The 22,873-nt window shown below is 59.2% G+C and carries 17 protein-coding genes and 2 tRNA genes; 6 read left to right on the top strand and 13 right to left on the bottom strand.

What is annotated here, in order from left to right; translation table 11 throughout:
* Positions 1-21 precede the first annotated feature (21 nt).
* Positions 22-1,413: a BCD family MFS transporter gene (locus J8C01_RS00740; protein ID WP_211432055.1), complete on the top strand. Its 1,392-nt coding sequence runs from the start codon at positions 22-24 to the stop codon at positions 1,411-1,413.
* Positions 1,414-1,891: 478 nt separating this feature from the next.
* Positions 1,892-3,088: a geranylgeranyl diphosphate reductase gene (locus tag J8C01_RS00735; RefSeq protein WP_211432054.1), complete on the top strand. Its 1,197-nt coding sequence runs from the start codon at positions 1,892-1,894 to the stop codon at positions 3,086-3,088.
* 9 nt (positions 3,089-3,097) lie between these two features.
* Here J8C01_RS00735 and J8C01_RS00730 read toward each other — a convergent pair whose 3' ends face one another.
* A complete protein-coding gene (locus tag J8C01_RS00730) occupies positions 3,098-4,606 on the bottom strand; it encodes an NADH-quinone oxidoreductase subunit N (protein ID WP_211432053.1) in 1,509 nt (502 codons plus the stop codon).
* Between the two features lie 197 nt (positions 4,607-4,803).
* On the opposite strand from J8C01_RS00730, the gene J8C01_RS00725 reads away from it, so the two are divergent.
* Together J8C01_RS00725 and J8C01_RS00720 are read left to right on the top strand one after the other, a co-directional pair.
* Positions 4,804-6,516, top strand: coding sequence for a YCF48-related protein (locus J8C01_RS00725; protein ID WP_211432052.1), 1,713 nt, complete (start codon positions 4,804-4,806; stop codon positions 6,514-6,516).
* A gap of 30 nt (positions 6,517-6,546) precedes the next feature.
* Positions 6,547-7,809 (top strand): ABC transporter permease, encoded by a 1,263-nt coding sequence (locus J8C01_RS00720; RefSeq protein ID WP_211432051.1) that lies wholly within the window; start codon positions 6,547-6,549, stop codon positions 7,807-7,809.
* Between the two features lie 9 nt (positions 7,810-7,818).
* Here J8C01_RS00720 and J8C01_RS00715 read toward each other — a convergent pair whose 3' ends face one another.
* From J8C01_RS00715 to J8C01_RS00695, 5 genes are all read right to left on the bottom strand, one after another.
* On the bottom strand, positions 7,819-8,388 hold the full coding sequence (locus tag J8C01_RS00715) for a methyltransferase family protein (protein WP_211432050.1): 570 nt from the start codon (positions 8,386-8,388) through the stop codon (positions 7,819-7,821).
* Entirely contained in the window at positions 8,385-9,359 is a 975-nt protein-coding gene (gene trpS, locus J8C01_RS00710; RefSeq protein ID WP_211432049.1) for a tryptophan--tRNA ligase, read from the bottom strand. The genes J8C01_RS00715 and trpS overlap by 4 nt, the downstream gene beginning before the upstream one ends.
* 16 nt (positions 9,360-9,375) lie before the next feature.
* Positions 9,376-10,647 (bottom strand): MFS transporter, encoded by a 1,272-nt coding sequence (locus J8C01_RS00705; protein ID WP_014098655.1) that lies wholly within the window; start codon positions 10,645-10,647, stop codon positions 9,376-9,378.
* A gap of 98 nt (positions 10,648-10,745) precedes the next feature.
* Positions 10,746-12,179 (bottom strand): L-seryl-tRNA(Sec) selenium transferase, encoded by a 1,434-nt coding sequence (gene selA / locus J8C01_RS00700; RefSeq protein ID WP_211432048.1) that lies wholly within the window; start codon positions 12,177-12,179, stop codon positions 10,746-10,748.
* Positions 12,154-13,026 (bottom strand): fumarylacetoacetate hydrolase family protein, encoded by an 873-nt coding sequence (locus J8C01_RS00695; protein WP_249355459.1) that lies wholly within the window; start codon positions 13,024-13,026, stop codon positions 12,154-12,156. Before J8C01_RS00695 ends, selA begins: the two co-directional genes overlap by 26 nt.
* 197 nt (positions 13,027-13,223) lie before the next feature.
* Between J8C01_RS00695 and J8C01_RS00690 the strand changes: the two genes are divergently transcribed.
* Positions 13,224-15,212: a hypothetical protein gene (locus tag J8C01_RS00690; protein WP_211432047.1), complete on the top strand. Its 1,989-nt coding sequence runs from the start codon at positions 13,224-13,226 to the stop codon at positions 15,210-15,212.
* Between the two features lie 340 nt (positions 15,213-15,552).
* On the opposite strand, the gene J8C01_RS00685 is transcribed toward J8C01_RS00690, so the two are convergent.
* The 5 genes from J8C01_RS00685 to J8C01_RS00665 form a co-directional block, all read right to left on the bottom strand.
* Positions 15,553-17,481: an LIC_10190 family membrane protein gene (locus J8C01_RS00685; RefSeq protein ID WP_211432046.1), complete on the bottom strand. Its 1,929-nt coding sequence runs from the start codon at positions 17,479-17,481 to the stop codon at positions 15,553-15,555.
* 238 nt (positions 17,482-17,719) lie between these two features.
* Positions 17,720-17,795, bottom strand: a tRNA-Lys gene (locus tag J8C01_RS00680).
* Positions 17,796-17,868: 73 nt separating this feature from the next.
* Entirely contained in the window at positions 17,869-19,110 is a 1,242-nt protein-coding gene (locus J8C01_RS00675; RefSeq protein WP_211432045.1) for an NAD(P)/FAD-dependent oxidoreductase, read from the bottom strand.
* A 165-nt stretch (positions 19,111-19,275) separates the two neighbouring features.
* Entirely contained in the window at positions 19,276-21,093 is a 1,818-nt protein-coding gene (locus J8C01_RS00670; RefSeq protein ID WP_249355458.1) for a 30S ribosomal protein S1, read from the bottom strand.
* Positions 21,094-21,239: 146 nt separating this feature from the next.
* Positions 21,240-21,314: transfer RNA gene (locus J8C01_RS00665), tRNA-Gly, on the bottom strand.
* A gap of 277 nt (positions 21,315-21,591) precedes the next feature.
* On the opposite strand from J8C01_RS00665, the gene J8C01_RS00660 reads away from it, so the two are divergent.
* Complete coding sequence (locus J8C01_RS00660; RefSeq protein WP_014098648.1) at positions 21,592-22,194, top strand: DICT sensory domain-containing protein; 603 nt, start codon at positions 21,592-21,594, stop codon at positions 22,192-22,194.
* Here J8C01_RS00660 and J8C01_RS00655 read toward each other — a convergent pair.
* Together J8C01_RS00655 and J8C01_RS00650 are read right to left on the bottom strand one after the other, a co-directional pair.
* A complete protein-coding gene (locus tag J8C01_RS00655; protein ID WP_014098647.1) occupies positions 22,189-22,482 on the bottom strand; it encodes a ubiquitin family protein in 294 nt (97 codons plus the stop codon). The genes J8C01_RS00660 and J8C01_RS00655 overlap by 6 nt on opposite strands.
* A gap of 57 nt (positions 22,483-22,539) precedes the next feature.
* On the bottom strand, positions 22,540-22,863 hold the full coding sequence (locus J8C01_RS00650) for a hypothetical protein (RefSeq protein WP_211432044.1): 324 nt from the start codon (positions 22,861-22,863) through the stop codon (positions 22,540-22,542).
* Positions 22,864-22,873: the final 10 nt, after the last annotated feature.

The following is a 22,873-nucleotide window of genomic DNA, read 5'->3' as shown; positions in this document are numbered from 1 at the left end:
CCAACCAAACGCCTGAAACCTATGTCATCCCCATCCGTACTCCCTTTGTCATTACCGGCGACCATCCGATTGGGACTGCTCAATGTGGCGATTGGCATGAATGCGCTGCTCGTCTTCGGCATCCTGAACCGGGTGATGATCAGTGAGTGGCAAATCAACGCAGCGCTCGTGGGGATATTCGTCTGTGCGCACTATGTCGTCTGCCCGATGCGCACGCTGGCTGGCTATGCCTCGGACACGCGGCCGCTCTGGGGCTACCGCCGTACGCCCTACATCGTGGGCGGCATGCTGGTCGCCCTCGGCTCACTGTTGCTCATCCTGCATGCGGCGCAGTGGATGCGGACCCAACCGTTCTGGGGCAGTCTGGCCTGTGGGATGGCATTTGCGCTCTGGGGGCTGGGACTCAACGCCGCTTCGGTGCCCTACCTGGCGTTGATGAGTGATTTGTCGGGGCCACACCGCGCCCGGACGATTTCCGTGGCCTGGTTCATGATGGTGGCCTTTGGCATCGTGGCGACGGGCATCGTCATTGCGAAGTACTTTGACTTGAACCTGTCGAAGCTGTCCACCGACATAACGGCCCTCGACACGGCCGCACTCGACCAGGTGCTTCGGCAGTTGTTCTACACCGTGGTAGGGATTTCCGCCCTGCTGATGCTGGCGGCCGTCATCGGCATGGAGCCGCGCCACCGGAATCTGGCGGCTGAGGATGAAAAGCCCCCGACGCTGCGCGAAACCATTGCCGTTATGACGGCCGACCGGGATTCAAAGATTTTCTTCGCCGTCGTCGCGCTGGGTATCTTCGGCGTCAACGCCCAGGATGTGCTCCTCGAACCTTACGGCGCGCAGGTGTTGCAGATGTCGCTGGCAGATACAACCCGCCTTCAGCCGACCTGGGGCGGAGCCACACTCATCTCGATGCTGTTTGCCGGTTTCATCCTGGCCCGACGCCTCTCACGCAAACAGATTGCATTGCTGGGAGCATTTTTGAGTACGTTGGGATTGGGACTTGTTATTGCAGCCGCAGGCCTGGGAAGCGGAGTTCTGCGGGTTGGGGTGTTCACTTTGGGAATGGGCAGCGGGATTTTCGCTGTCGGGGCCCTTGCGATGATGATGGACATGACGCGCCCCGGTCAGGCGGCCACCTACCTGGGCGTCTGGGGCATTGCTCAGGCACTGGCGCAGGGCACGGCCGGGTTGACCGCCGGTGTCGGACGCGCCGGACTGGAAGCGGTGACGGGACAGATTGGGCTGGCCTACCAGGGTGTGTTTGCCCTTGAAGCCCTGGCCCTGATGGCCACCGTGTGGTTGTTGCTGTCCATGGGGCGGACGACGCCCCAAAAGCAGGAGGAACGGCGGGATGACCGTCGCGGCATCGAGCATCTGGCCGATGCCGTCAGCGCGAACTCATGATTGAGATGAGCGCGCTTTGAAGAGACTGCCGTATCGTGTGGCGACACAAAGGCGCCCGATACGGTCCCGGGTTTGCAGGGAGGAGCGTGTCCTTGTTGAGTGGGGACGCAGCAAGCAGACGTTTCCTTCCCTGCAAATTGATTCTGTCAGGAATAAAGCCGTACTTCCGTTGGTGGGGAAGTACGGCCGGGTTTGCAGGGAGGAGCGTGTCCTTGTTGAGTGGGGACGCAGCAAGCAGACGCTTCCTTCCCTGCAAATTGATTGCCGGAAGGATGGAGCTTGAGTGTCCGAGTCGAGTGGGAACGAGCAAAGGTACGCTGCGCCTTTTGAAACTTTTTCTCTGTAGCGTTACACACGTTACCCCGGACAGCTCGCCCGGTTTTGCCGGGAGCGCGGCATAAAACCGTGATGCAGAAGTGGCCAGGCACAGAACCGCCCGGCTTCCCACCGTTGAAATCCATTACCGGGAGCGTGTTTTATGCGGGTGATTGTATGTGGAGGGGGGCCGGGCGGGGCCACGGCGGCGGCCACGTTGGCGCGGGCCGGCGTTGAGACGGTACTCATCGAAAAAAGTTTTTCCCGGATCAAACCCTGCGGTGGTGCCATTCCACCGGTTCTGGTGCGGGATTTCGACATTCCTGAGCACCTCATCCAGCGGCGGGTCTCCTCCGTGGCGGTCTATGCCCCGTCGGGGCGGGCCGTCACCATGGACATCCACCAGGGTTACGTCGGCATGGTCTGCCGCGAGGCGTTCGATGCGTTTCTGCGCCAGCGGGCCGGTCAACTCGGTGCCCTCGTCGTCGAGGGACGGGTTGAAGGCGTGGATGCCACCGAACGCGGCGCGACCGTCACCTTCACCACGCCCCAGGGAAACCGCCAGACGCTGGTGGCCGATGCCATCATCGGCGCGGACGGGGCCAATTCCTTCGTGGCGCGCACCTTCGATCTGCACCAGGGCGGTCTCGTCGCGGCGGCCGTCCAGGAGCGGTTTGCCCTCAATACCGAAACGGCGCGCCGCCTCAACGACCGTTGTGCCATTTACTATGACGGCCGCTACTCGCCCGACTTTTACGGCTGGGTCTTTCCCAAAGCCGACCACGTCGCCGTCGGCACCGGCACGGCCATTCGCAGCGCCAATCTCAAGGGACACCTTGAAGCCTTCAAGCAGCACCTGGGCATCAGTGAACGCCCCACGCTGCGCGAAGGCGCGCCCATTCCGCTCCGCCCCTATGACCGCTGGGTGACGAACCGCGTCGCGCTGGTTGGCGACGCCGCCGGACTCGTGGCCTCGAGTTCAGGCGAGGGGATTTTCTACGCCATGAAAAGCGGCGAGATGGCCGCTGAGGCCATGCTGGAATGTCGTCACGATCTGCGCAGCGAAAAACTCTATCGCGCCTACCAGAAGGCTTTTCTGAAGAAGTACGGGGCCACGTTCCGCTTCCTCGAACTGATGCAGAACCTGTACTACAAAAACGACGCCCGGCGGGAAGCATTCGTGGCCATCTGCCGCGACCGTGGCGTGCAGGATTTGACGTTTCAATCCTACATGTACAAAACGCTGGTGCGGATGCCGATGCTCGACGGCATCCGCATCATGAGCAAGAACTTCTATCACCTGACCCGCGCCCTGCTGGGGCTGTACCGCCCTACCCGGCTCGACGCCACTCCAGCCTGATTCGTGCGTTTACCGGCCCGGCATCGCCCGTGGCAACGGCGTAGCCCGTGGCAGCTCACCGGCCGGGGCGGATTCCACTTTGCGCGTCAGCCCAGCCAGGATGGGTTCCGGAAAGATGCCAAGGTAGAACACAGCAGCCAGCGTCACTGACAGCACCGTGGTCAGCGTCCACGGCAGGTCGGGCAGTTCGTCCTCATTTTGCCGTCCTTCCTGGAAAAACATCGTCACAATCGGGCGCAGGTAGTAGTAAAGCGACACGGCGCTGTTGAGCACGGCAACGATGACCAGTTCGGCGTAGCCCCCCTGCCAGACTTCCCGGAAGAGAACAAATTTGCCCATAAAGCCGGCCGTCAGCGGAAGCCCCCCCAGTGCAAGCAGGAAGACCGCAAGCGCCACAGCCGCTCCCGGTGCCTGAAAGCCCAGCCCGGCGTAGTCCAGAATGAGCGTCTGGCGGTCGTCCTCACGCGCCACGTAGGCCACGACGGCAAACGCCCCCAAGGTCATCACGGCATAGCCGGCGAGGTAAAACAGAGTGGCTTTCCAGTCGCCGACGATAACCCCCAACAGGGCATAGCCGGCGTGGGCAATCGAGGAATAGGCCAACATGCGCTTGATGTCGTCCTGCACGATGGCTACGACGTTGCCGATGACCATCGAGAGCACGGCCACCGTGGCGAGGATGAGCGTCCACGTCTGGTGCAGCGCCCCGGCTTCAGCCGGAAACATCTCGGCAAAGACCCGCAGCAGGGCGACGAAGGCTGCCGCCTTGGGGCCGGCCGCCATAAAGGCCGTCACGGGCGTCGGCGCACCCTGGTACACATCCGGCGCCCAGAGGTGAAACGGTGCGGCGGCCGCCTTGAAACACAGTCCGACCAGCATCAGCGCCGCCCCGGTCAGGAGCAGTGATTCCGACGTCAGGTTGCCGTTTTGCACGACGATCTGAATGGTCTTGAGATTGGTCGTGCGCGTCGCGCCATAGACCAGCGCCATGCCATAGACGAGAAAGCCCGTCGAAAACGAACCCAGAATGAAATACTTGACAGCCGCTTCATTCGACCGCAGATCGCTGCGCCGGAAACCGGCCATGGCGTAGGAGGCAATCGAAAGAATCTCGATACCCAGAAACAGCATGGCGAGGTCGCCAGCGCCGGCGATGAGCAGCATGCCTACCGTGGCAAAGGTCAGCAGGGCAAAGTATTCGCCGCCACTTTTGGACTGATGTCCAAAAGTTGGCATCGCCAGCAGGGCCGAGAGCGCCGCCACAAGGAGCAACACAAAGGCAAAGGCGGTACGCAGGGGGTCCGTCACCAGCATGCCGTTGAAGCTTGAACCCGGCGACAGACCAACCCAGCGCCAGACGCCATAGGCGGCCAGACCCAGCCCGCCCAACACGATCAGACCAGCCCACCGCCGGCTTTCTCTGGCAAAAGCGTCATACATCATGACTACCAAACCGGTAGCGGTCAGGCAGATTTCCGGGAGAACTGCGGTATAGTTGATGTCTGGATTGACGGGCATCGTGGATGGAGCAGAAACGAAATGGACTTGCGCACACCACACCATAATCACCGGTGCAAGCGACGGCAAGCGACATCCCGCCAACTTTTGTATGTTTCATCACAGGCCCAGTCCATCTGTCCGCCTTTTTCTCTGAAGCGACGGCAGTTATCCAGGTCAGGACTTTGCATTGCCGCCTTCCACGCCGGGAGACACCTGTGAGAACCTGCGCGCCCACCGGATACATTCTGGTTGCCATCCTGTTGTTCTGGCTGGGAACGTCCATCGGCCACGGCCGGGGCCACGGCCAGGGACGGACACACACCGTCCAGGTGGCCTCGGTCAACGATGAAACGGTAGCCCGCGAAACCGTGGCCGCCTACCGGGCGCGGGGCGTGGCGGCCTACTACGTCAAGGTCGAACTGCCCCAGGGGACATTTTACCGGGTGCGGGTCGGACGCTTTGCCAGCCCGGCCGAAGCCCAACGCTACGCGCGTGCCATCGGCGTCCGGGATGCGTTTATCACGGTCTATGACGGCCCGGCAGATGCCGCGCTGACGCGCGCTCCGGCGCTCCCGGCTCCGCTTCCGCCGCCAAGAGGTGCTCCCTCACCGACGGCCGCGCCAGCGCGTGACACGTCCGCGAAAACCCTGCCGCCGCCAGTGCTGGTCATCAAGCCAAAGGGCCAGCCGGCACCACCGCCGGCCGTCGTCAAGCCGCCGCCGGATACCAGCCCGCTGCCGGCTGGCGACCAAAGCACCGGCGGACAACCCGGCGACGCGGCTACAGCGCCCGGAGAAACACCCCCTCCCCCGGTGGAAGCCCCGGGGCGGCAGTTGCCCCGGCAGGCCGAACGTCCGGCGCTGCTTATGGAAGGAATCGCGGCCCCGGTGACGCCCGCCTGGGCGGATTTCCGTCCTGACCCGTCACCCTGGATACGCCTTTCCACACCCACCCGCGCCGATCTGCACTGCGCCTACTTCATCAGCCCGGAAAAAGGCTGGGTTGGCGGACGGCGTGGCACGCTTCTCCACACCGAAGATGGCGGCCGGCACTGGGTCGAACAGGTCACTGGCACCAAAGCCAACATCACCAGTCTGTTTTTTCTGAATGCCCAGACCGGCTGGGCCGCCGTCGGCGGCACCTATGGTCTTGATCCAGCCGTAGATGGCATTGAACCCACCATCCTGCGCACGGACGATGGCGGGACGGTCTGGCGTCCCATCGCGGAACTCGATGTGCGCAGCCTGTGGTTTGTGAACGAACAGGTTGGGTTTGCCGTCGGCAACTACGGCGCGGTGTTCCGTACCACGGACGGCGGTGCAACGTGGACGGCCTGCGAGGGACTGCGGCGTGCCATCGAGCGGCCCGAAGGTCTCCCCGATGTCGTCCTGACGTTTACGCTCGTGCAGTTTCTCGATGAGCGCCGGGGCTGGGTGGCGGGCAACTTTTTCGGACGCGGCATTACGCGCCCGGCCGGTGTGTTCTGGACGCAGGACGGCGGCGAAACCTGGACGCGCTACCCGATTCCGTTTGCCGCCACGAGCGCCGACATCACCTCGATGCGCTTCCTCGATGCCCGGCGCGGCAGTGTCGTCTCGGAACTCTACCGGGGCGACGCCCGCTTCGTCACCCTGCACTTCACCAACGACGGCGGCGCGACGTGGAGCGAACGCCGGATGGCAGTGCCGGGCTTTCATGTGACACACTTTCTGGACGAACGTACGGGCTGGACTATCGGGGCACTGCTTTCCCGTGACAGCTCTTCCCCGCCGTATGAAGTCGGCATCTGGGCGACACGGGATGGCGGCCGCACCTGGCGGGAGGAAAAAACCCTTGCCGGCACGCAGATTTACGGGGCCTTCTTCCTCGATCCGCAAACCGGCTGGGCCGTGGGGCAGGGCGGCACGGTGCTGCGCTACCGTCCCTGATGGCTGATTTCTGAAACCGGGACGCTGACGGTGCAACTCTTTCTTGAAAACATCTGGCTGGCGCTCATCAACGTCTGGGCCAACAAGCTCCGCTCCCTGCTCACTGTTCTGGGCGTGCTGGTGGGCACGGCGACGGTCATTGCTGTTTCCTCGGTACTGACCGGCGTCAAGGACCGGACGGCGAAGCTGGCGGCGCAGGTTGGGCCCGAGGTGCTTTACATCAGCCGCTACGATTCCATCGGGCCGCGCTTTTCACGGGTGACGCCCGAAGAACGACAGCGCAAACCGCTCACCGAAGAGGATGCCGAAGCCGTCAACCGCCTGCCTTCCGTCCGTGCCGCCACCCCGCAGCTTGTTGTCGGCAGCTTTGGGCCGAGTGCCACGCAGTACCGTCTCAAGTACAAGGGGCGCGAAGCCACTCGCCCGATTGCCTTTGGCGTCTGGGCCAACTACCCGGAAGTGCGCTGGCTGAACCTGCGCCTGGGACGCTTTTTTACCCCGGAAGAACACGACCGCAAGCTGGACGTAGCCGTGCTCGGCCCCGTCGCCGCCGAACAGCTCTTTGGCACGCAGAACCCGCTCGGCGAAATGGTGGAATTTGAAGGACGTTCCTACCGGGTCATCGGGGTCGTCGAAAAGGGTCCGACCGGCATTTTCGGTGATACGCCGGAAGACCGGCAAATCCTGATTCCCTACGCCAATCTGGCCCAGCGGTATCCCGACCTGCTCCGCGACCGTGGCATCACCATCATTGCCCACGCCCGTGAGGGCCGTCTCGAAGCCATGCGCGACGAAATCACGGAGCTGCTGCGCCGTCGCCGCCGGCTTCGCTCGGACCAGCCCGACAACTTCGGCATCAGCACGCCCGATGCTATTTTTGAGACTTTCAACAGCATCACCTCTGTGCTGGGCATCATTGCCGTCTCCCTGGCGTCGGTCAGTCTGCTCGTCGGCGGTATCGGTGTGATGAACATCATGCTCGTGTCGGTCACGGAGCGCACAAAGGAAATCGGGACGCGCCGCGCCGTCGGCGCACGCCGCCGGGACGTTCTGACGCAGTTTCTCATTGAAGCCGTGGTGCTTTCCCTCATCGGCGGCGCGCTGGGCATCGGGATTGGCGTCGGGATGAGCGCCGGACTCAACGCCTTTGTCCCCAGCGTGCCGTCGCTGGTGCCACTCTGGTCCATCGGCGTCGGTTTTGGTATTTCGGTTGCTGTCGGACTGGTATCCGGTTTCCTGCCGGCGCTGCGGGCCGCCCAGCTCGACCCGGCCGAGGCGCTGCGGTACGAGTAGCCCGCGCCCTCACCCTGCCCACCAGAGCTTGAGGCCCAGCAGCAGGAAAACCGCCGCCAGCCCCAGCCCGGCCTGATATTCGCGGTGGCGTACGTACAGCCGCCAGTCAAAGCCATCTCCCAAGGCGGCCGCCAGGCGGCGCAGGTCGGGCACGAAAAGCGGAGTCCGGGCGGCATAGCCCGGATAGGTATCGGGAAACAGGCGGGACAGGTGCGCGGCTTCCGCCTGCATGACGGGCCAGTAAATCCCGACAAACAACCCGGCAACCAACAGAGCGAGCGGCCAGGGCGCGCCAGCTATCAGACAGCCCAGGGTCATCCAGGCGCTTCCCCAGTACAGCGGATTGCGCGCCAGACGGTAGGGCCCCCGCACCGTCAGCACTTCGTCCTTGCGCAGGTGGCCGGTGGCCCAGGCCCGCCAGCCCAGCCCGACGAGACTGAGGCTGCCGCCAATTGCCATGGAAACCGACGTCGGCTGCGCCAGCAGCACAAACAGCGCCGCCGCCACAAAACCCAACGGAACGCGCAGCGTCTGGGCCCGGTGCCGCCACCCGGCCGCCGAATCACGCGGACCTTTCATGCCAGACCGCAGGCCGCACGCGCGGCCTCGATGGTTGCCAGCGCCTCGGCGCGTGCGCGGCGGGCACCGTCCCGCAGTACGTCCTCGATGTCATCGGGCCGTGCCAGCAGCGCCGCAAAACGCTCACGCGCCGGACCGAAAAAGGTTTTCAGCTTGGCCAGCAGGGCTTTTTTGGCTTCCCCGTAGCCGTAGCCGCCAGCGCGAAAGGCATCCGCCATGGCAGCCTTTTCCTCCGGCGTGGCGACCAGCGCGTAAAGCTGGAAAATCGTATTCCGCTCCGGGTCCTTGGGGGCTTCGACGGGCGCGGAGTCGGTGACAATCCCCATGACGGACTTTTTCAGGGCCGCGTCATCAGCAAAGAGTTCGATGACATTTCCGTACGACTTGCTCATCTTCTGCCCGTCGGTTCCCGGCACAATGCCAGCTACTTCACTGACGCGGACTTCCGGCAGCACAAACACCTCGCCGTAGGTGTGGTTGAAGTAGCCAGCCATGTCGCGGGTCATCTCCACGTGCTGCACCTGGTCGGCCCCGACCGGAACGACGTTTGAACGGTAAGCCAGAATGTCTGCCGCCATGAGCACCGGGTAGTAAAACAGCCCGACTTTGGGAGCAATCCCGCGCGCAACCTTGTCCTTGTAGGCGTGGGCGCGTTCGAGCAGCCCCATGCCGGTCACGGTGGCCAGAAGCCACGCGAGTTCGTGCAGTTCGGGAACGTCCGACTGGCGGAACAGCACGGCGCGCTGGGGGTCGAGTCCCAGCGCCAGGTAGGCGGCGGCCACCTCGCGCGTCAGCGCACGCAGTTGGGCGGCGTTGTTGATGGTCGTCAGCGCGTGGTAGTTGGCAATGAAATAAAACGCCTCGCCTTCGTGCTGAAGCGCCAGATGCTGCGCAATGGCGCCAAAGTAGTTGCCCAGATGGAGTTTGCCCGAAGGTTGAATGCCGGAGAGAAAACGTTTTGGTTGGGTCATCGCTATGTTGCCTCGGTTATGTCGCCTCGACGAAATCCAGCGCCTTGCCGTGGGATTCTTCCAGCAGCGCCAGTGCGAGATAGGCCAGCAGCGTGCAGCCAATCCCGACGGCCAGGGCGCTGTAGAGTAGCCCAAGCGCCGTGTGGTGTGTCAGCCACTGGAGCGCCAGCGTCAGGGGGACGACCGAGGCCCGGACAAAATTCGGCGCACTGGTGGCCACAGTGGCGCGCAGGTTTGTGCCGAACTGTTCGGCGGCAATCGTGATGAACACCGCCCAGTAGCCGGCCGCAATGCCGATGCAGAAGCACAGCCCGTAGAAGTAGGTCGGCGACGCGCCCCGTGAGCCAACGTAGACGAAGGTCAGCAGCAGGGTCAGCGTCTGAAAGGCAAAGACGACCCGCCGCCGGCTGCGGAAATACTGGCTGAGCAGGCCGCTGGCCAGATCGCCCACCACGAGTCCGGCGTAGGCATACTTGATGGATTCGCCGGCGGTGATGCCCGGAATGCCCAACTCACGGGACAGCTCCGGCGACAGCGTGATGAGAATCCCGATGGCAAACCACAGCGGCACGCCGATGAGAATCGAGCAGAAGAACCGGCGGAAGCGGTCGCCGTTTGTAAACAGGGCGAAGAAATCGCCGCGCGACACTTCCTGGGTTTCAAGCGCCTGAAACATCCGCGATTCGAGCAGGGTGGCGCGGGTCGCCAGCAGGAGAAAGCCCAGGATGCCGCCCGTCATGTAGGCCACCTGCCAGGAGAAATACTTGCCCACGGTAGCGGCCACCACGGCCCCTGACACGCCGACGCCGGCGACGATGGCCGTTCCGTAGCCACGCAGGTCTTTGGGCAGACTTTCACTGACGAGCGTCACGGCTGCCCCCAGTTCTCCGGCCAGCCCGACGCCGGCCAGAAAACGCAGCACAACATAGAGTTGGAATGCCGTGACGCCGCCGGGCAGCAGCGCCGCCAGCTCGATGATGAAGGCGTTGGCAAAGTTGGCGACGGAATAGAGCAGAATCGAACCGAACAGGACGGAACGCCGTCCGCGCTTGTCGCCAAGGACGCCCCACAGGATGCCGCCGAGCAGCAGCCCGATCATCTGCACATCGAGCAGCAGGATGCCGTCATCGAGCAGGCGCTGGCCTTCCAGACCAAGCGCCTGCAAACTGGGAACGCGCACGATGCCAAACAGCAGCAGGTCATAGATGTCCACGAAGTAGCCCAAAGCCGAAACAATCACCGTCGCCGAAAGGAGTGGCCGAAACCGTTCAGGCAAAAGCTGGCGCATAGACGGAAAGGGTTATCTGACCGGAAATCATGCGATGTCCGGCAAGCATAACCGAAAGGCGCTGCGGCCGTCGCCAGCGACTTTGGGCGGAAGGCCCGTCAGGCCAGACTTCTGACAATGCCTGCCACCAGATCACGCTCCTGGGCGGGCAGTACGGTACGCGGGTCGCCCACGACGTTGTTTCGCACGATGCGCGCCACGATGGGCGGTGTGCCACAGCGCAGGCGGGCAGCCAGTTCTTCGGCCGCAAGGTGTCTGGGAGAGAGGCAGATGAGCGTCGTGGGAAGCTGGACGTGGGGCGCGCAGCCGCCGCCGATGACGGACTGGCCGGCTTCCAGCGTCACCGTGGCGCTTGCGGGCGGTATCTGACGACGAATGGAACGGGCGAGCCGCCGGGCGCGGCGGTCAAGGTCGGCTGGCGACTGGCGGATCATGGCCAGTACCGGAATGGCATCCGTTTGACCGGTGCGGTACAGCCGCAGGGTGGCTTCCAGCGCCGCGTAGGTCAGCTTGTCAGCGCGCAGCACGCGCAGCAGCGGATTTTGCCGGATGCGCGCGATGAGCGCCTGCCGTCCGGCGATGATGCCGGCCTGGGGGCCGCCCAGCAGTTTGTCGGCGCTGAAGGTCACGACATCGGTGCCCTCGGCCAGCGAGCGCGCCGGAGATGGTTCATCGTCAAGCCCACAGCCGGCGAGGTCGGCCAGCAGTCCGCTGCCCACGTCTTCAAACAGCAGCAGGTTGTGCCGGCGCGCCAGCGCGGCCAACTCTGTCAGCGATGGACGTTCCGTAAAACCCAGCAGGCGGAAGTTCGAGGGATGAACCCGGACGATGAGGCGTACATCCGGCGTGTTTGCCAGTGCGGCTTCGTAGTCGGACAGGCGGGTACGGTTGGTTGTGCCGACTTCGCACAGCCGGACGCCGCTTTTGGCCATGATGTCGGGAATGCGGAACCCGCCGCCGATTTCCACGAGTTCGCCGCGTGAAATCAGGGCTGTCTGGCCGCGTGCCAGCGTATCGAGAACCAGCCACACGGCGGCGGCGCAGTTATTGACGACGAGCGCGGCTTCGCAGCCAAGCAGCGCCTGCCAGTGGGCTTCGCCGTGGCGGTCACGGCGGCTGCGTTCGCCGGCGGACAGGTCATATTCCAGGTTGCTGTAGCCCTGTCCGACGGCCAGCAGGGCATCCAGCGCCGCTTTTGCCAGGGGCGCGCGACCGAGGTTGGTGTGCAGGATGACGCCGGTGGCATTGATGACCGGGATCAGGCCCGGCTGGGCGGCCAGCCGCTGCCGGGCGAGGTCCAGCCCACGCGCCAGCAGGTCTGCCGGTGTGGCCTCGGTTGCGGGCTGCTGGCGGAGTTCGGCGCGCAGGCGGGCAATGGCTTCGCGGGCGGCAGCGCGCCGCTCGGCGGGCGTGTGGCGGGCTGGTGCGGCATCGGCGGCAAGCGACCGGGCCAGAGCCTGGGCCAGTCGTTCGACCGACGGCAGGGCGCGCAACCGCTGGCGTACGTCAGGCGGCGACGCTGGCGACGACATGGTTGCGAAGGGTGCCGATATGTTCGACCGTGATGGCTACTTCGTCGCCGGGCTGGAGAAAGACCGGCGGTTGCCGAAACACGCCGACGCCGCCGGGTGTCCCGGTTGAGATGACATCGCCGGGTTCGAGCGTCATAGACTGTGACAGAAACCAGATGAGATAGGGGATGTCAAAAATCATTTCCCGGGTATTGGAAGCTTGCATGACTTCTCCGTTGCGCGTCAGGCAAATGTCGAGGGCGTGCGGGTTGGGAATGTCGTCTGGCGTCACAAGCCACGGCCCCATGGGCGCGAAGGTGTCACAGGATTTGGCGCGGGTAAACTGCTTGTCCTGGCGCTGCATGTCGCGGGCGCTGACATCGTTGAGAATGGTGTAGCCGCCAACGTAGTCGTACGCGGCTTCGCGCGGCACGCAGCGGGCGGTTTTTCCGATGACGACAGCCAGCTCGGCTTCGTAGTCCACTTCGCGGCTGTTGGGCGGCAGGACGATGGGTGCGTTGTGGGCGGTTATGGCGCTGGCGTACTTGGCAAAGATGACGGGTTCCGTGGGCGGTGTTTTGCCCTGTTCGGCGGCGTGGTCGCGGTAGTTCAGTCCGACGGCAATGATTTTGCCCGGACGCGGTACAGGCGGCAGGTAGGTCACTTCGGTCAGGGGAAGGACGGACTGGCTTTGCCGTTCGGCTTCGGCCTGGGCGTGGGTGACAAGAGCAATTCGGGCGTTGGTATCAAGGTTGAAGACATCGCCGGGTGTGGTCAGGGCGTGGCTGACATCCACGGCCAGGCTGTCCAGCACAAGACCGGTGAAGGGCAAGGGGCGGGACGGATGACGGAACAATCCAAGGTGCATGGTTTTTCTGGGCTTTCCGAGCAAGGCATTCTATGCAACAATACATCGCAAAGTGGAAAAAATCTAATATGTCTGTATTAGCGATACCTCTTGTTTTGGCAAGGTTGTTGACTCAGGTCATCGCAGCACATACAGACAACAGTAGCAACAGAGTAAGTTCATAGGGTTTTTGTTTCTTGTCTCCATTAGGGTATCCTATGGCTAAGTGGCTTGAATTTAGAGAAAATATAAGAAATTACTTTCCAAGTTTGGACCAATCTATTTCCCGCAAAAGACTGCTCTTTTTCTTTGCAGCAGCCTACACGGTTGTTCTGGTGCGTACGGCTTGGATGTGTGATGACGCATACATCACTCTGCGCACCATAGATAACTTCGTCCAGGGTTACGGCTTGGTGTGGAATGTCGGAGAACGGGTACAAGCCTACACACATCCCCTTTGGATGTTTCTCGTCTCAGCTTTCTATGCCCTTACCCGTGAGCCTTACTACACCACGCTGATTATTTCCATGCTGCTTTCCCTGAGCACTGCTGTTCTGCTGCTCTGGGTAAGCCGCGATAACATCTATACCCTATCACTGGTCGGTTTGCTACTTGTTGGCTCAAAAGCTTTTGTTGATTACTCGACATCTGGCCTGGAAAATCCACTCGCGCACCTGTTGTTGGCTGGATTCTTTATCATCCTTTGTTCTCATCAACAACCGACGCCAAGGCAAGCCTTGTCTCTTGGGGTGCTTGCTGGGTTGGTTATGTTCAACCGCCTGGATCATAGTCTTTTAGTCATTCCCGGACTATTGGCAACTGCCTTGCGCTTGCAACGTCGGGAAATAGTCAGGATGCTGGCAGCGGCTGGACTGCCAGTAGTTGGCTGGACAATCTTTTCAATCATTTACTACGGCTTTCCGTTCCCAAACACCTTCTACGCCAAACAGACAGCCGGTATTCCACGGATTGAATACCTGGAACGCGGACTGGTGTACCTTATAGAAACAGGCATTGTTGATGGCTTAACCCTGCTGGGGATAGTAATCGGGTTGAGTATCGCACTTTGGCAGCGGTGCCCTTCATCCATTCCGGCTAGCATTGGCATTGTGCTTTACATCGCCTATGTCATCTGGATTGGCGGTGATTTTATGGGGGGGCGGATGTTCAGTGCCCCTTTGGTGAGTGCCGTGACACTGGTTGCTTTAGGTAAAGCTACGCCTTTGCCAGTAGTCAACTGGGTTTTCTTTTTCAGCTTGTTTTTAGTATTTTCAATGAGTCGGCCGTATCTATTTAGCAAAATACCTCTGAGAGGAATATACACTAAACAGGCAACAGTAAAATATGTTTCGGGGTCACAACTCGATCCAGAAATCCTTGGGATCGGCGGAATTGTTGACGGACGCAGTTACCATGCCACTCTTTGGCTTATCCCCTTGCTTGGACAGGAAGGTGGACAGTTATCAGAGTGGTTGAATTGCGGAAAGAAGTTGCGTAATGAAGGATACTATTTTTACATATATGGTGCAACAGGTTTGCTTGGATACTATGCCGGGCAAAATGTATATATCATTGACATCTATGCCCTGTCTGATCCTTTTCTTGCGCGTGTCGGGTTAGCTTCACCACCTCAAGACTGGCGAGTGGGTCATATCCAGCGTCCCATACCAGATGGCTACCTTTTGACCAGATTCACAGGCAGGAATCACTTGATCGATCCAGAGCTGGCAAAACGATATGAGCAACTTCAGTTATTAACCACTGGACAACTGTTTACTAAAGAGAGATTTGCTGCTATCATTGATCTAAACTTATCTCATAGTCTATTTTCTAAACTGAGAAGAAATCCAGAAGTAAGAATTGATTACTACCGCATCTTTTACAGAAAGTCAGGGGCTGTCCTAAGCAACCGACAAATGAATATCCTGTTTCCGACTGAGATTTCAAACCATGAAGTCTTAATCTCTGCCAAAGGTAACTACCAACTTGAGTTTAGAAATAAAAAAGGAAATAATTTACTGTCAAGGCAAATTATTTCGAATAACGAGACAGCTACACTCCGTAGTTTTCAATTGAGTAAAGTTGATACTATATGCATTTTGCCCTTACCTGACTCTAGTGTAGTTGTTTACCTCACTCTAGTGAATCAAGAGCCTCTCCGATGTGTATATGATCTGGATGAAATGGAAGTACTACTACAGTACTAGATTTGCAAAACATGAGAAACCTAAATGAAAATTGTAAGTCGACTAGGGGACCTGGCATTTGTTAGCCCTTAGAGGTTGGGCACTTGGTGTCTACCTTAGCCTTTGAGGACTGAAAAGCCACCAAGCAGAACTGACGCCAGAAATCTCGCAAGCTATCGGCAAGGATAACCAAGTGTGGCGTTCTGCCCGCTTCTGACCAAGGAGGTGCGGAGGCGCACCGCGCAGGATATATCGGGATCACAGGCTTTCAACTCACCCTGAAGCTACCCTACTTGAGAAAGCAAGAGGGAAGCTCAGACTTCCATAAATAGGATGCTTCTTTGCTACTAGGGTATGCACACTATTCGGCGCGAGAGAAGCCCCCGGCCAGCCCACGCTTTGGATCGCGCCAGAGGATGTCAGGACGAATGCCAAACGAGCCGCAGGGCAGTTCGGCATCCCCGCAAAGTCCTTTGACTGGATACACGTATTGGTATCCTCTGACGGTCTTTATCTCGTAGCGCGAATTCGCCGGTATGAGTTCTCCGTTTGGCCCCCTGGTCAGATAAAAGCGTATCGTGGGTGGCGGCAGAAGCCACGTGGACACTGAATTTTCCGGCAGGCGCAACAGACCAGCTCCAGCATAGGACTCAATAGCCATTTCAATTTGGTCTTTGGCACAGGCTGTCGCAGCTACTCCAGCAGCAACTGTCAGTGCCGCAACCAGAGGTGCCCATTGCCAAGGCAGGCTTCTTGTACGCAACCAGACTGAGTGACGAAAAGGGAGCAGCACCAATGCACTGCCACCAACCAGTGCCAGAATCGCAGCCCCGGTGGATACCCGCAGCGGAAGAAATGTCAAGGCCGTTATAAACAAGAAAAGATAAAAGTAATTTAGACGGAAAAGAAATTCCGGCATCTTTTCTCTTGTCTCATTTACATATCTGACCAGTATTACAAAAAGCAAAACCAGACCAATACGGACATACGAAAAGCCGTATCTTCCATCTGGGCCTGAGGCTAGAATGAAAACGTTTCCTATCAATCCAATTGTAGCTATCAGATATATTATTTTCTCTGGTCTTACTATGAATATAATCCAAGAACATATCGATAAGTTGATTATCGAGAGAAAGATGAAAGACTTTTGATTCCTAAGAAAAGTTAGAGTCATTTCACCGTAATCTGCCGGTACTGCCGAGTGGTACGAGTCCGGTATTGGCTTGAAAGGGGCGATAAATACCGGCAACTTGGCTTCCCACTCTACCGTTTCCGGGGGTAAAGACCAATCAAGAGAAAAGTTCGGGATTGTCACCGGATACAAAAAGTACCCGGTTGAGATAAACTGGACCATCAAAAAAGGTAGAGTGTATGCAATTACCAAAGTGATAAATCGCTGCACCAGAGATGGATAGTTTCTTACTCTCCAAAATTCTGCTAACGCAACGGTAGCAAGTAGTGGAGCTAGTGAAAGTTTTAATCCTAAAGCGCCTAAAGATGCCAGCCAAGCAGCTTTTGCTCTTTGTACCAGAGAATCTGGCTCAACCCAAAAAAGCCAAGTAATTGTAGCGAACGAAAACACTACGGCAATATCTGGAGAGGGAGAGTAAACGATCTGGTTCAGCCTTCTAATAACAGCAGCAAAGTAAACCACTGATACAGTAGCCAGGAATATATCTGAGTCAAGTGCTTGCCTTTTATAAATCCTTTGACCAACTACAAGAAAGTTCAGCATGAAAAGGGCACAGAGAAAACCATTTGCTGCTGCATAAGTACGCCCACGGAATGGCGTTACATCAAACACGGCTGTAAGCGTATGCCAACTGCTTGTCAGACCCAGGTGTGCTTCCAAAAGGGCCAGTCCAAAAGGTGTCCCGTATTCGCTATACCAGCGTACTCGTGGAATATGGTAGATGTGAGCATCTCCAGAGATTGTACCGCGCAAAACAAGCCAGGCCGAAGCACTTGATACAACTAGAACGCCCAAAACAACTGGCAGCGTACAAAAGCCACGGTAGGCTTTCAGTGCCTGAAGTGATTCCTTTGACCACAGAGCCGGAAGAGACAACCCAGCCGCAACGAGGGCGCACCAGTGCGGACGCAGCGGTGCGACAATGGACAACGCCAGCAACGCTGTCGCCAAGGTCAGCAATCCCACCCACAGGGTTGCCAACAAACGGTCAGCCGGACGCTCAATAGCAGAAGGACAGCCAACCAAGCTTAGGACAGAAGTCCCGACCATCAGGCAGACGCCGAACAAGAGCGCCCATGCAACGAGGTAAAACAACATAAACACCGGGGGCGTGAGCGTCCAGCCTGCTTATGGCATTCCTGGGAGTGCGGGCGTCCCGCCCGCATCTTAGGGAGACCTACATGGGGCGCAGGTGCGTCGCCACGCAAGGCATCTATCGGATGACCGGCTTTCCCTGAGTTACCCTACCTGACAGAGGAAGTGAGAGTGAAGATCAGGCTTCCATGGAAGCAGTCGGGAAACCCGCGCTCCCAGTGAGGTCGGGAACAGGGCAGCGTGGTGGGTCGTGTAGGGCTCGAACCTACGACCCGCTGATTAAGAGTCAGCTGCTCTACCAACTGAGCTAACGACCCACGTGTGCCAAACCGTATGCCGAATTGTATAGGTGGCACCAGCCGTTTTTGTCAAGCCGGGCGCTGCCCCTGCTCAGGAAGCCGATGTGGGCGCCGGCGCTGACCATGCCTGCCAGGTTTCTTCCAGCGACTGCCCCAGCCAGCTCAGTCCAACCCGCGTGGCATGCCACGGCTCCGGCATCGCCAGCAGGTACACCAAACGGCGCGTGAGATACCCCGCCACACCATTGAACGCCACACCAAGGATGTTGGCCGCCGCACAGCCACGCCCCAGGGTCATCATTTCACCCAGCGGTTCGTAGTGGTACTCCCGCAAAGCCGCCCCCTGCTGCGCCGCGGCAATGTTGTGTGCCACGACCAACGCCTGCCGTACCGCGACCTGGGCCGTTGCCGGCGCTGCGACGCTGGCGGCAATGTCACCCAAAGCATACACACCTGGAAAACCGGGAACTTCGAGCGTACGGCTGACTGGAATCCGCCCGCGTCGGTCACGGACAAAAGGAAACTCCGCCAGTACCGGTGCCGGACGACTGCCGGCCGTCCACACGATGGTCCTGGCGGCAATGTGTGTGCCGTCTTCCAGCTCCACGCCAGCGGACGAGCAGGAGGCAACCCCAACGCCCAAGTGCAGCTTGATGTGGCGGTGCGCCAACTCACGGTGCGCCAGATGGCGCAGGGCAGAGGCATACTGGGGCAGGATTTCAGGCAGGCGATCCACAAGATGCAGATGCGCCCGGGTTGGCGGCAGCCCGGCCTGACGGAGTTCGGACTGAAGCCTGTCAGCCGCCACGGCCGCCAGTTCGACGCCACTCGGGCCAGCCCCGATGACGACCAGTGAGACGGTTTCCCGTGGCACAGCAGCCGCGTGCTGCACCGCCTCCACCAGTGACCTTTTCAGAGCATGGGCATCCGCCAGGGAGCGAAAGGGACGGGTGTGCGCCTTGACGCCCGGCAGGCCAAAGTCGTCAGCTACGCTGCCCAGTGCCAGTACAAGGGTGTCTGCCTCAAGGGTCTGCTCTCCGTCGGCACAGCGGACGCGGACGCCATACCGACGTGGCTGAAATTCGCCGCCGAGTACTTCCCCACAGACAAACCGGCAGTTCCGTGGCAACACTTCCTCAAAAGGTGGCGCAATGTGCCAGTCAGCCACCTCATCGGTCAGGATTTCATACAACAGTGGAAGGAAAAGAAAGGTCGGAGTACGGCTGACGAGGGTAACTTCTGCCGTTTGGGTTACGCCCAGGGCGCTCAGCGCCCGCGCGGTGTAGAGTCCGCCAAACCCGCCTCCCAAGATCAGAACCCGGTGCTTTCCCATGCCGATACACCAGAGCAGATGATGGGTGGCGGTAAGGTGACGCCTTCAAATGACGTCATTCAACAGGCAGTACCAACCGACCCCAGGACTTCACCCGACCCAAAGAAATGCGGACTGCTGGCTCGCAGTACGTACCTGACTCACGGGCCTGACTCACAGCCCTGACTAACGTGATTCCTTGTCACCACGTAGGAAACGGGCCACTTCACCCAAGCTGGTCATGCTTTCGTTGTTGAGGTAGTTGCTGACATCCTCGGGGTCATTTTCCTTGCCTACCGCACGCGCCGACAGGCCAATCTTGCGGTTGGACTCATCCAGCTTGAGGATTTTGAAGGGCAAGACCTGTCCAACCGAAACAACCGATTCAGGCCGGTCAACACGTTGGTCGGAAAGTTCAGAAATGTGGCACAGGCCCTCAATGCCCTCTTCGAGTTCGACGAAGACCCCAAAGCCCGCCAGACGCACCACCTTGCCCGTCACGACATCGCCCACCCGATGGCTCTGGAAGAAGCGCTCCCAAGCGTTGGGTTCAAGGTCCTTGATGGACAGGCTCAGGCGTCGGTTTGCCGTGTCAATGTTGGTGATGATAGCCTCGATGGACTGCCCTTTCTTCAACACGTCGGAAGGGTGCTTGACGCGCTTCGTCCAGGACAGATCGGAGACGTGAATGAGGCCGTCAATACCATCCTCGATTTCCACGAAAGCCCCGAAGTCGGTCAGGTTCCGCACCTTGCCACTGACCCGTGAACCCACCGAATACCGCTGCGCCACCGAATCCCAGGGATTGGGTTGGATTTGCTTCATCCCCAGGCTGATGCGGCGATTGGCTGGGTCAACTTCCAAAATCATGGCTTCGACCTCGTCACCAACCGAGACCAGCTTGGAAGGATGCTTGATGCGCTTGGACCACGTCATTTCGGAAACGTGAACCAGCCCTTCAACCCCCTCCTCAAGTTCGACAAATGCGCCATAGTCTGTGACCGAGACAACCCGCCCTTTGACAATGTCGTTTTTCCGATACCGCTCTGTCACTGTATCCCACGGATCGGGAAGCAATTGCTTGTAACCAAGGCTGACCCGCTCCCGCTCGCGGTCGAACTTGAGCACCTTGACCTGAATAGTGTCACCGATGTTAAACATATCGGACGGCTTCGGAAGCCGTCCCCATGACATGTCCGTCACGTGCAGCAGCCCGTCAATTCCCCCAAGGTCAATGAACGCACCATAATCTGTCAGGTTTTTGACCTGCCCGGAGACGATGACGTTTTCATCAAGCATCCGCAGGGTTTCTGCCTTTCGAGCCGTCATCTCCTCTTCGAGCAGAACCTTGCGCGACAGGACAATGTTGTTGCGCTTCTTGTTGAGCTTGAGAATGCGGAAGGTCATCTCACGCCCGATAAGGGCATCCAGGTTGCGGAGCGGACGAATATCAGCCTGGCTTCCCGGTAAAAAGGCTTTTATGCCCCCCAAGTCAACTTGAAGCCCCCCTTTGGTACGCTCCGTGATCTTTCCTGTGACGGTCTGGTTTTCCGTAAAGGCTTTTTCAATGACTTCCCAGAGGTGATGCCGCCGGGCGTCGGCATACGAAAGCTCGACGTAGCCGTCTCCGCCTTCAATCTGCTTGACCATGACCTCGACCGAAGCCCCTCGCGCCACGGTCAATTCACCATCCGGTCCGGTAAACTCCTCTTTTGGCACCAGCCCTTCTGATTTGAAGCCAATATCAACAACAACCCCGCGCTCTGTAATCGAGACGACCTGCCCAACCACGATGTCCCCCGGTGAAACCGAAGTGGACGTTTGCTCGTAGTTGTCGAGCATAGATGCAAAGTCGGTATCCTCAGACGCTTCCATCCCCGACGTTGCTGTCGCCTCAACTTCCGGGGCAGCCTCTTCTGGCGCTGGCGATGAAGTAACGACCGGCGGGCGTAACGGTTTAATCGTCACGCCTTCAGGACCGGACGGCTGTACATTGTCTGCCATGGGTTCGGAAATCTCTTTTTTAAAATTGTGCTCGTGGAAGCTTGCAACTCTACAACTTTCACATAGGCGGTGTCAAGCTATCCCGGACATCATAAACAAAAAGACGACGCGCCAAAAGGCTGCCGTCGTCTTTTTGTCGGATTGTCTGGAGCGGGAGACGAGATTCGAACTCGCGACTTCAACCTTGGCAAGGTTGCACTCTACCACTGAGTTACTCCCGCAAACCTACCTGCCAAGCGTCACACAGGCTAAACAGGCCAAAGGCGGTTTGTCAAGCTCTTCGTTGATCTTCTCGACAGCGCCCCCTCCTCAGGCCACTCGCTTCCCGGCAAAGTGAAAAAAAGTACACTTTTTCGCGGAACATGGGTTGTATCCCATCCAAAAGTGTATGAAAATACACTTAGCCGTTGGAGACACCATCACGACCAACGAGCCATGTCCCCGGCAGCCCATTCCCGCCGGTCGCCGATGGGGCGCGGTTGCCACGGGAGTTTCGCCATGTCGGCACCCATCGTCAAAACGTTTGAAGACATTGTGCATCACCTCGACGCACGCGCCGAGCGCAACGGTGGCGGGCTGCCCGTCACGGAGACCGATACGTTCCGCACGCTCAACTTTTCCCTGATGTTGAGCATTTCACACTACATTGAGGACCGCTTCATCGAGAAACGGCTCTCTGGACTCTTCGTTGCCTCCTTCCAGAAACTTTCACTGTTTCTGCCCCAGCAGGAACGCTATGCGGCGATTGCCCGCACTTCACAACAAGTCTGGATCATTGGTGAACCAGACATTGCCCCCCCGTTCATTGCTGAGAACCTTCAGTTTTTCCGCCCGGCCGATGCCGCATGTCGGGACTACTGGATTGTTCTCAGTGACGACACCCGCTTCCGGATTGCCCTGTTTGCCCGCGAGTGTCGCCTGCCAGAGCCACAATCGGCGGCGTCCGTCAAAAACGGGTATCCTGGAGGAAAGCGTCGGTTTGAAGGGTTCTGGACTTACCGGGACGAGTACATAGATACCATCCGCAGTAGCATCCAAGCCCACTACGCCCGGCCGGAACTGCGTATTCTCCCCCAAACCGACACGGTGGGCATTTCATGAGCAGTAACCAACCACTATCCGGTTGCCTGAGTTCAACGGCTGCCGCCCACCGCGAGTATTGAGAAAAATCCCAATGGTGTCCCCGGAAACAACCCCAGCCTGAGCCAGGGTCTGATTGGGACGCAGTTGCATGTTGCGAAACACGAGGGTCGTTCCCGGCACATTCGGGATGACACCTGCTTCAACGAGGTTTCGCAGGATGGCATCTGCCGTCATGTCATCAGAAACCGTAACTTCTACCTCTTTCCCGTTGTTTTCATTGCGAAAAGTGATGTCAACGTCGGACATTGGCAAACGACCTCGACTTCTGATGTCAGCCCCGTGGTGCAAGAAAGGGACTTCCAACTACAGGGTGTAATAGTTGCAGCGTGTGCAGTAACCGGTTCGTACCTCGAAGCAATCGTCCTGGTGGCAGACTTCGCAGCGCACTGGTTGTTCTTTCCGCTTGACACGAAAGGTACGCTCAGCGCCTCCGGGCAAAGGGGGGGTATAGTAGTTCCGCCGGTGCAGTTCGGCGTAATGATGCCGTGGAAACAAAATATGATTCCCGGAGCGGCTTCCTTCTTCAAGCTCACGGCGTACCTGGTAGAGTTCATAGAACTCAAAGCCACAGGACACGAGGATAATCAGTATGAAAAGAAGCGAACCCAAAACTGCGACCCCTTCCATACGGCACGTG

It is taken from the genome of Chloracidobacterium sp. D, assembly GCF_018304685.1.
GTDB classification, from domain to species: Bacteria; Acidobacteriota; Blastocatellia; order Chloracidobacteriales; family Chloracidobacteriaceae; genus Chloracidobacterium; species Chloracidobacterium thermophilum.
This window is presented reverse-complemented; position numbering and strand designations above follow the sequence as displayed.

Bases quoted from the DNA above. Each gene is read 5' to 3' on its own strand.
- trpS (WP_211432049.1), bottom strand. From the start codon at position 9,359: ATGACCCAACCAAAACGTTTTCTCTCCGGCATTCAACCTTCGGGCAAA.
- J8C01_RS00660 (WP_014098648.1), top strand. From the start codon at position 21,592: ATGTCGGCACCCATCGTCAAAACGTTTGAAGACATTGTGCATCACCTC.
- J8C01_RS00730 (WP_211432053.1), bottom strand. From the start codon at position 4,606: ATGCCCGTCAATCCAGACATCAACTATACCGCAGTTCTCCCGGAAATC.
- J8C01_RS00685 (WP_211432046.1), bottom strand. From the start codon at position 17,481: ATGTTGTTTTACCTCGTTGCATGGGCGCTCTTGTTCGGCGTCTGCCTG.
- J8C01_RS00650 (WP_211432044.1), bottom strand. From the start codon at position 22,863: ATGGAAGGGGTCGCAGTTTTGGGTTCGCTTCTTTTCATACTGATTATC.
- J8C01_RS00670 (WP_249355458.1), bottom strand. From the start codon at position 21,093: ATGGCAGACAATGTACAGCCGTCCGGTCCTGAAGGCGTGACGATTAAA.
- selA (WP_211432048.1), bottom strand. From the start codon at position 12,179: ATGTCGTCGCCAGCGTCGCCGCCTGACGTACGCCAGCGGTTGCGCGCC.
- J8C01_RS00715 (WP_211432050.1), bottom strand. From the start codon at position 8,388: ATGAAAGGTCCGCGTGATTCGGCGGCCGGGTGGCGGCACCGGGCCCAG.
- J8C01_RS00740 (WP_211432055.1), top strand. From the start codon at position 22: ATGTCATCCCCATCCGTACTCCCTTTGTCATTACCGGCGACCATCCGA.
- J8C01_RS00705 (WP_014098655.1), bottom strand. From the start codon at position 10,647: ATGCGCCAGCTTTTGCCTGAACGGTTTCGGCCACTCCTTTCGGCGACG.
- J8C01_RS00655 (WP_014098647.1), bottom strand. From the start codon at position 22,482: ATGTCCGACGTTGACATCACTTTTCGCAATGAAAACAACGGGAAAGAG.
- J8C01_RS00735 (WP_211432054.1), top strand. From the start codon at position 1,892: ATGCGGGTGATTGTATGTGGAGGGGGGCCGGGCGGGGCCACGGCGGCG.
- J8C01_RS00675 (WP_211432045.1), bottom strand. From the start codon at position 19,110: ATGGGAAAGCACCGGGTTCTGATCTTGGGAGGCGGGTTTGGCGGACTC.
- J8C01_RS00690 (WP_211432047.1), top strand. From the start codon at position 13,224: ATGGCTAAGTGGCTTGAATTTAGAGAAAATATAAGAAATTACTTTCCA.
- J8C01_RS00695 (WP_249355459.1), bottom strand. From the start codon at position 13,026: ATGCACCTTGGATTGTTCCGTCATCCGTCCCGCCCCTTGCCCTTCACC.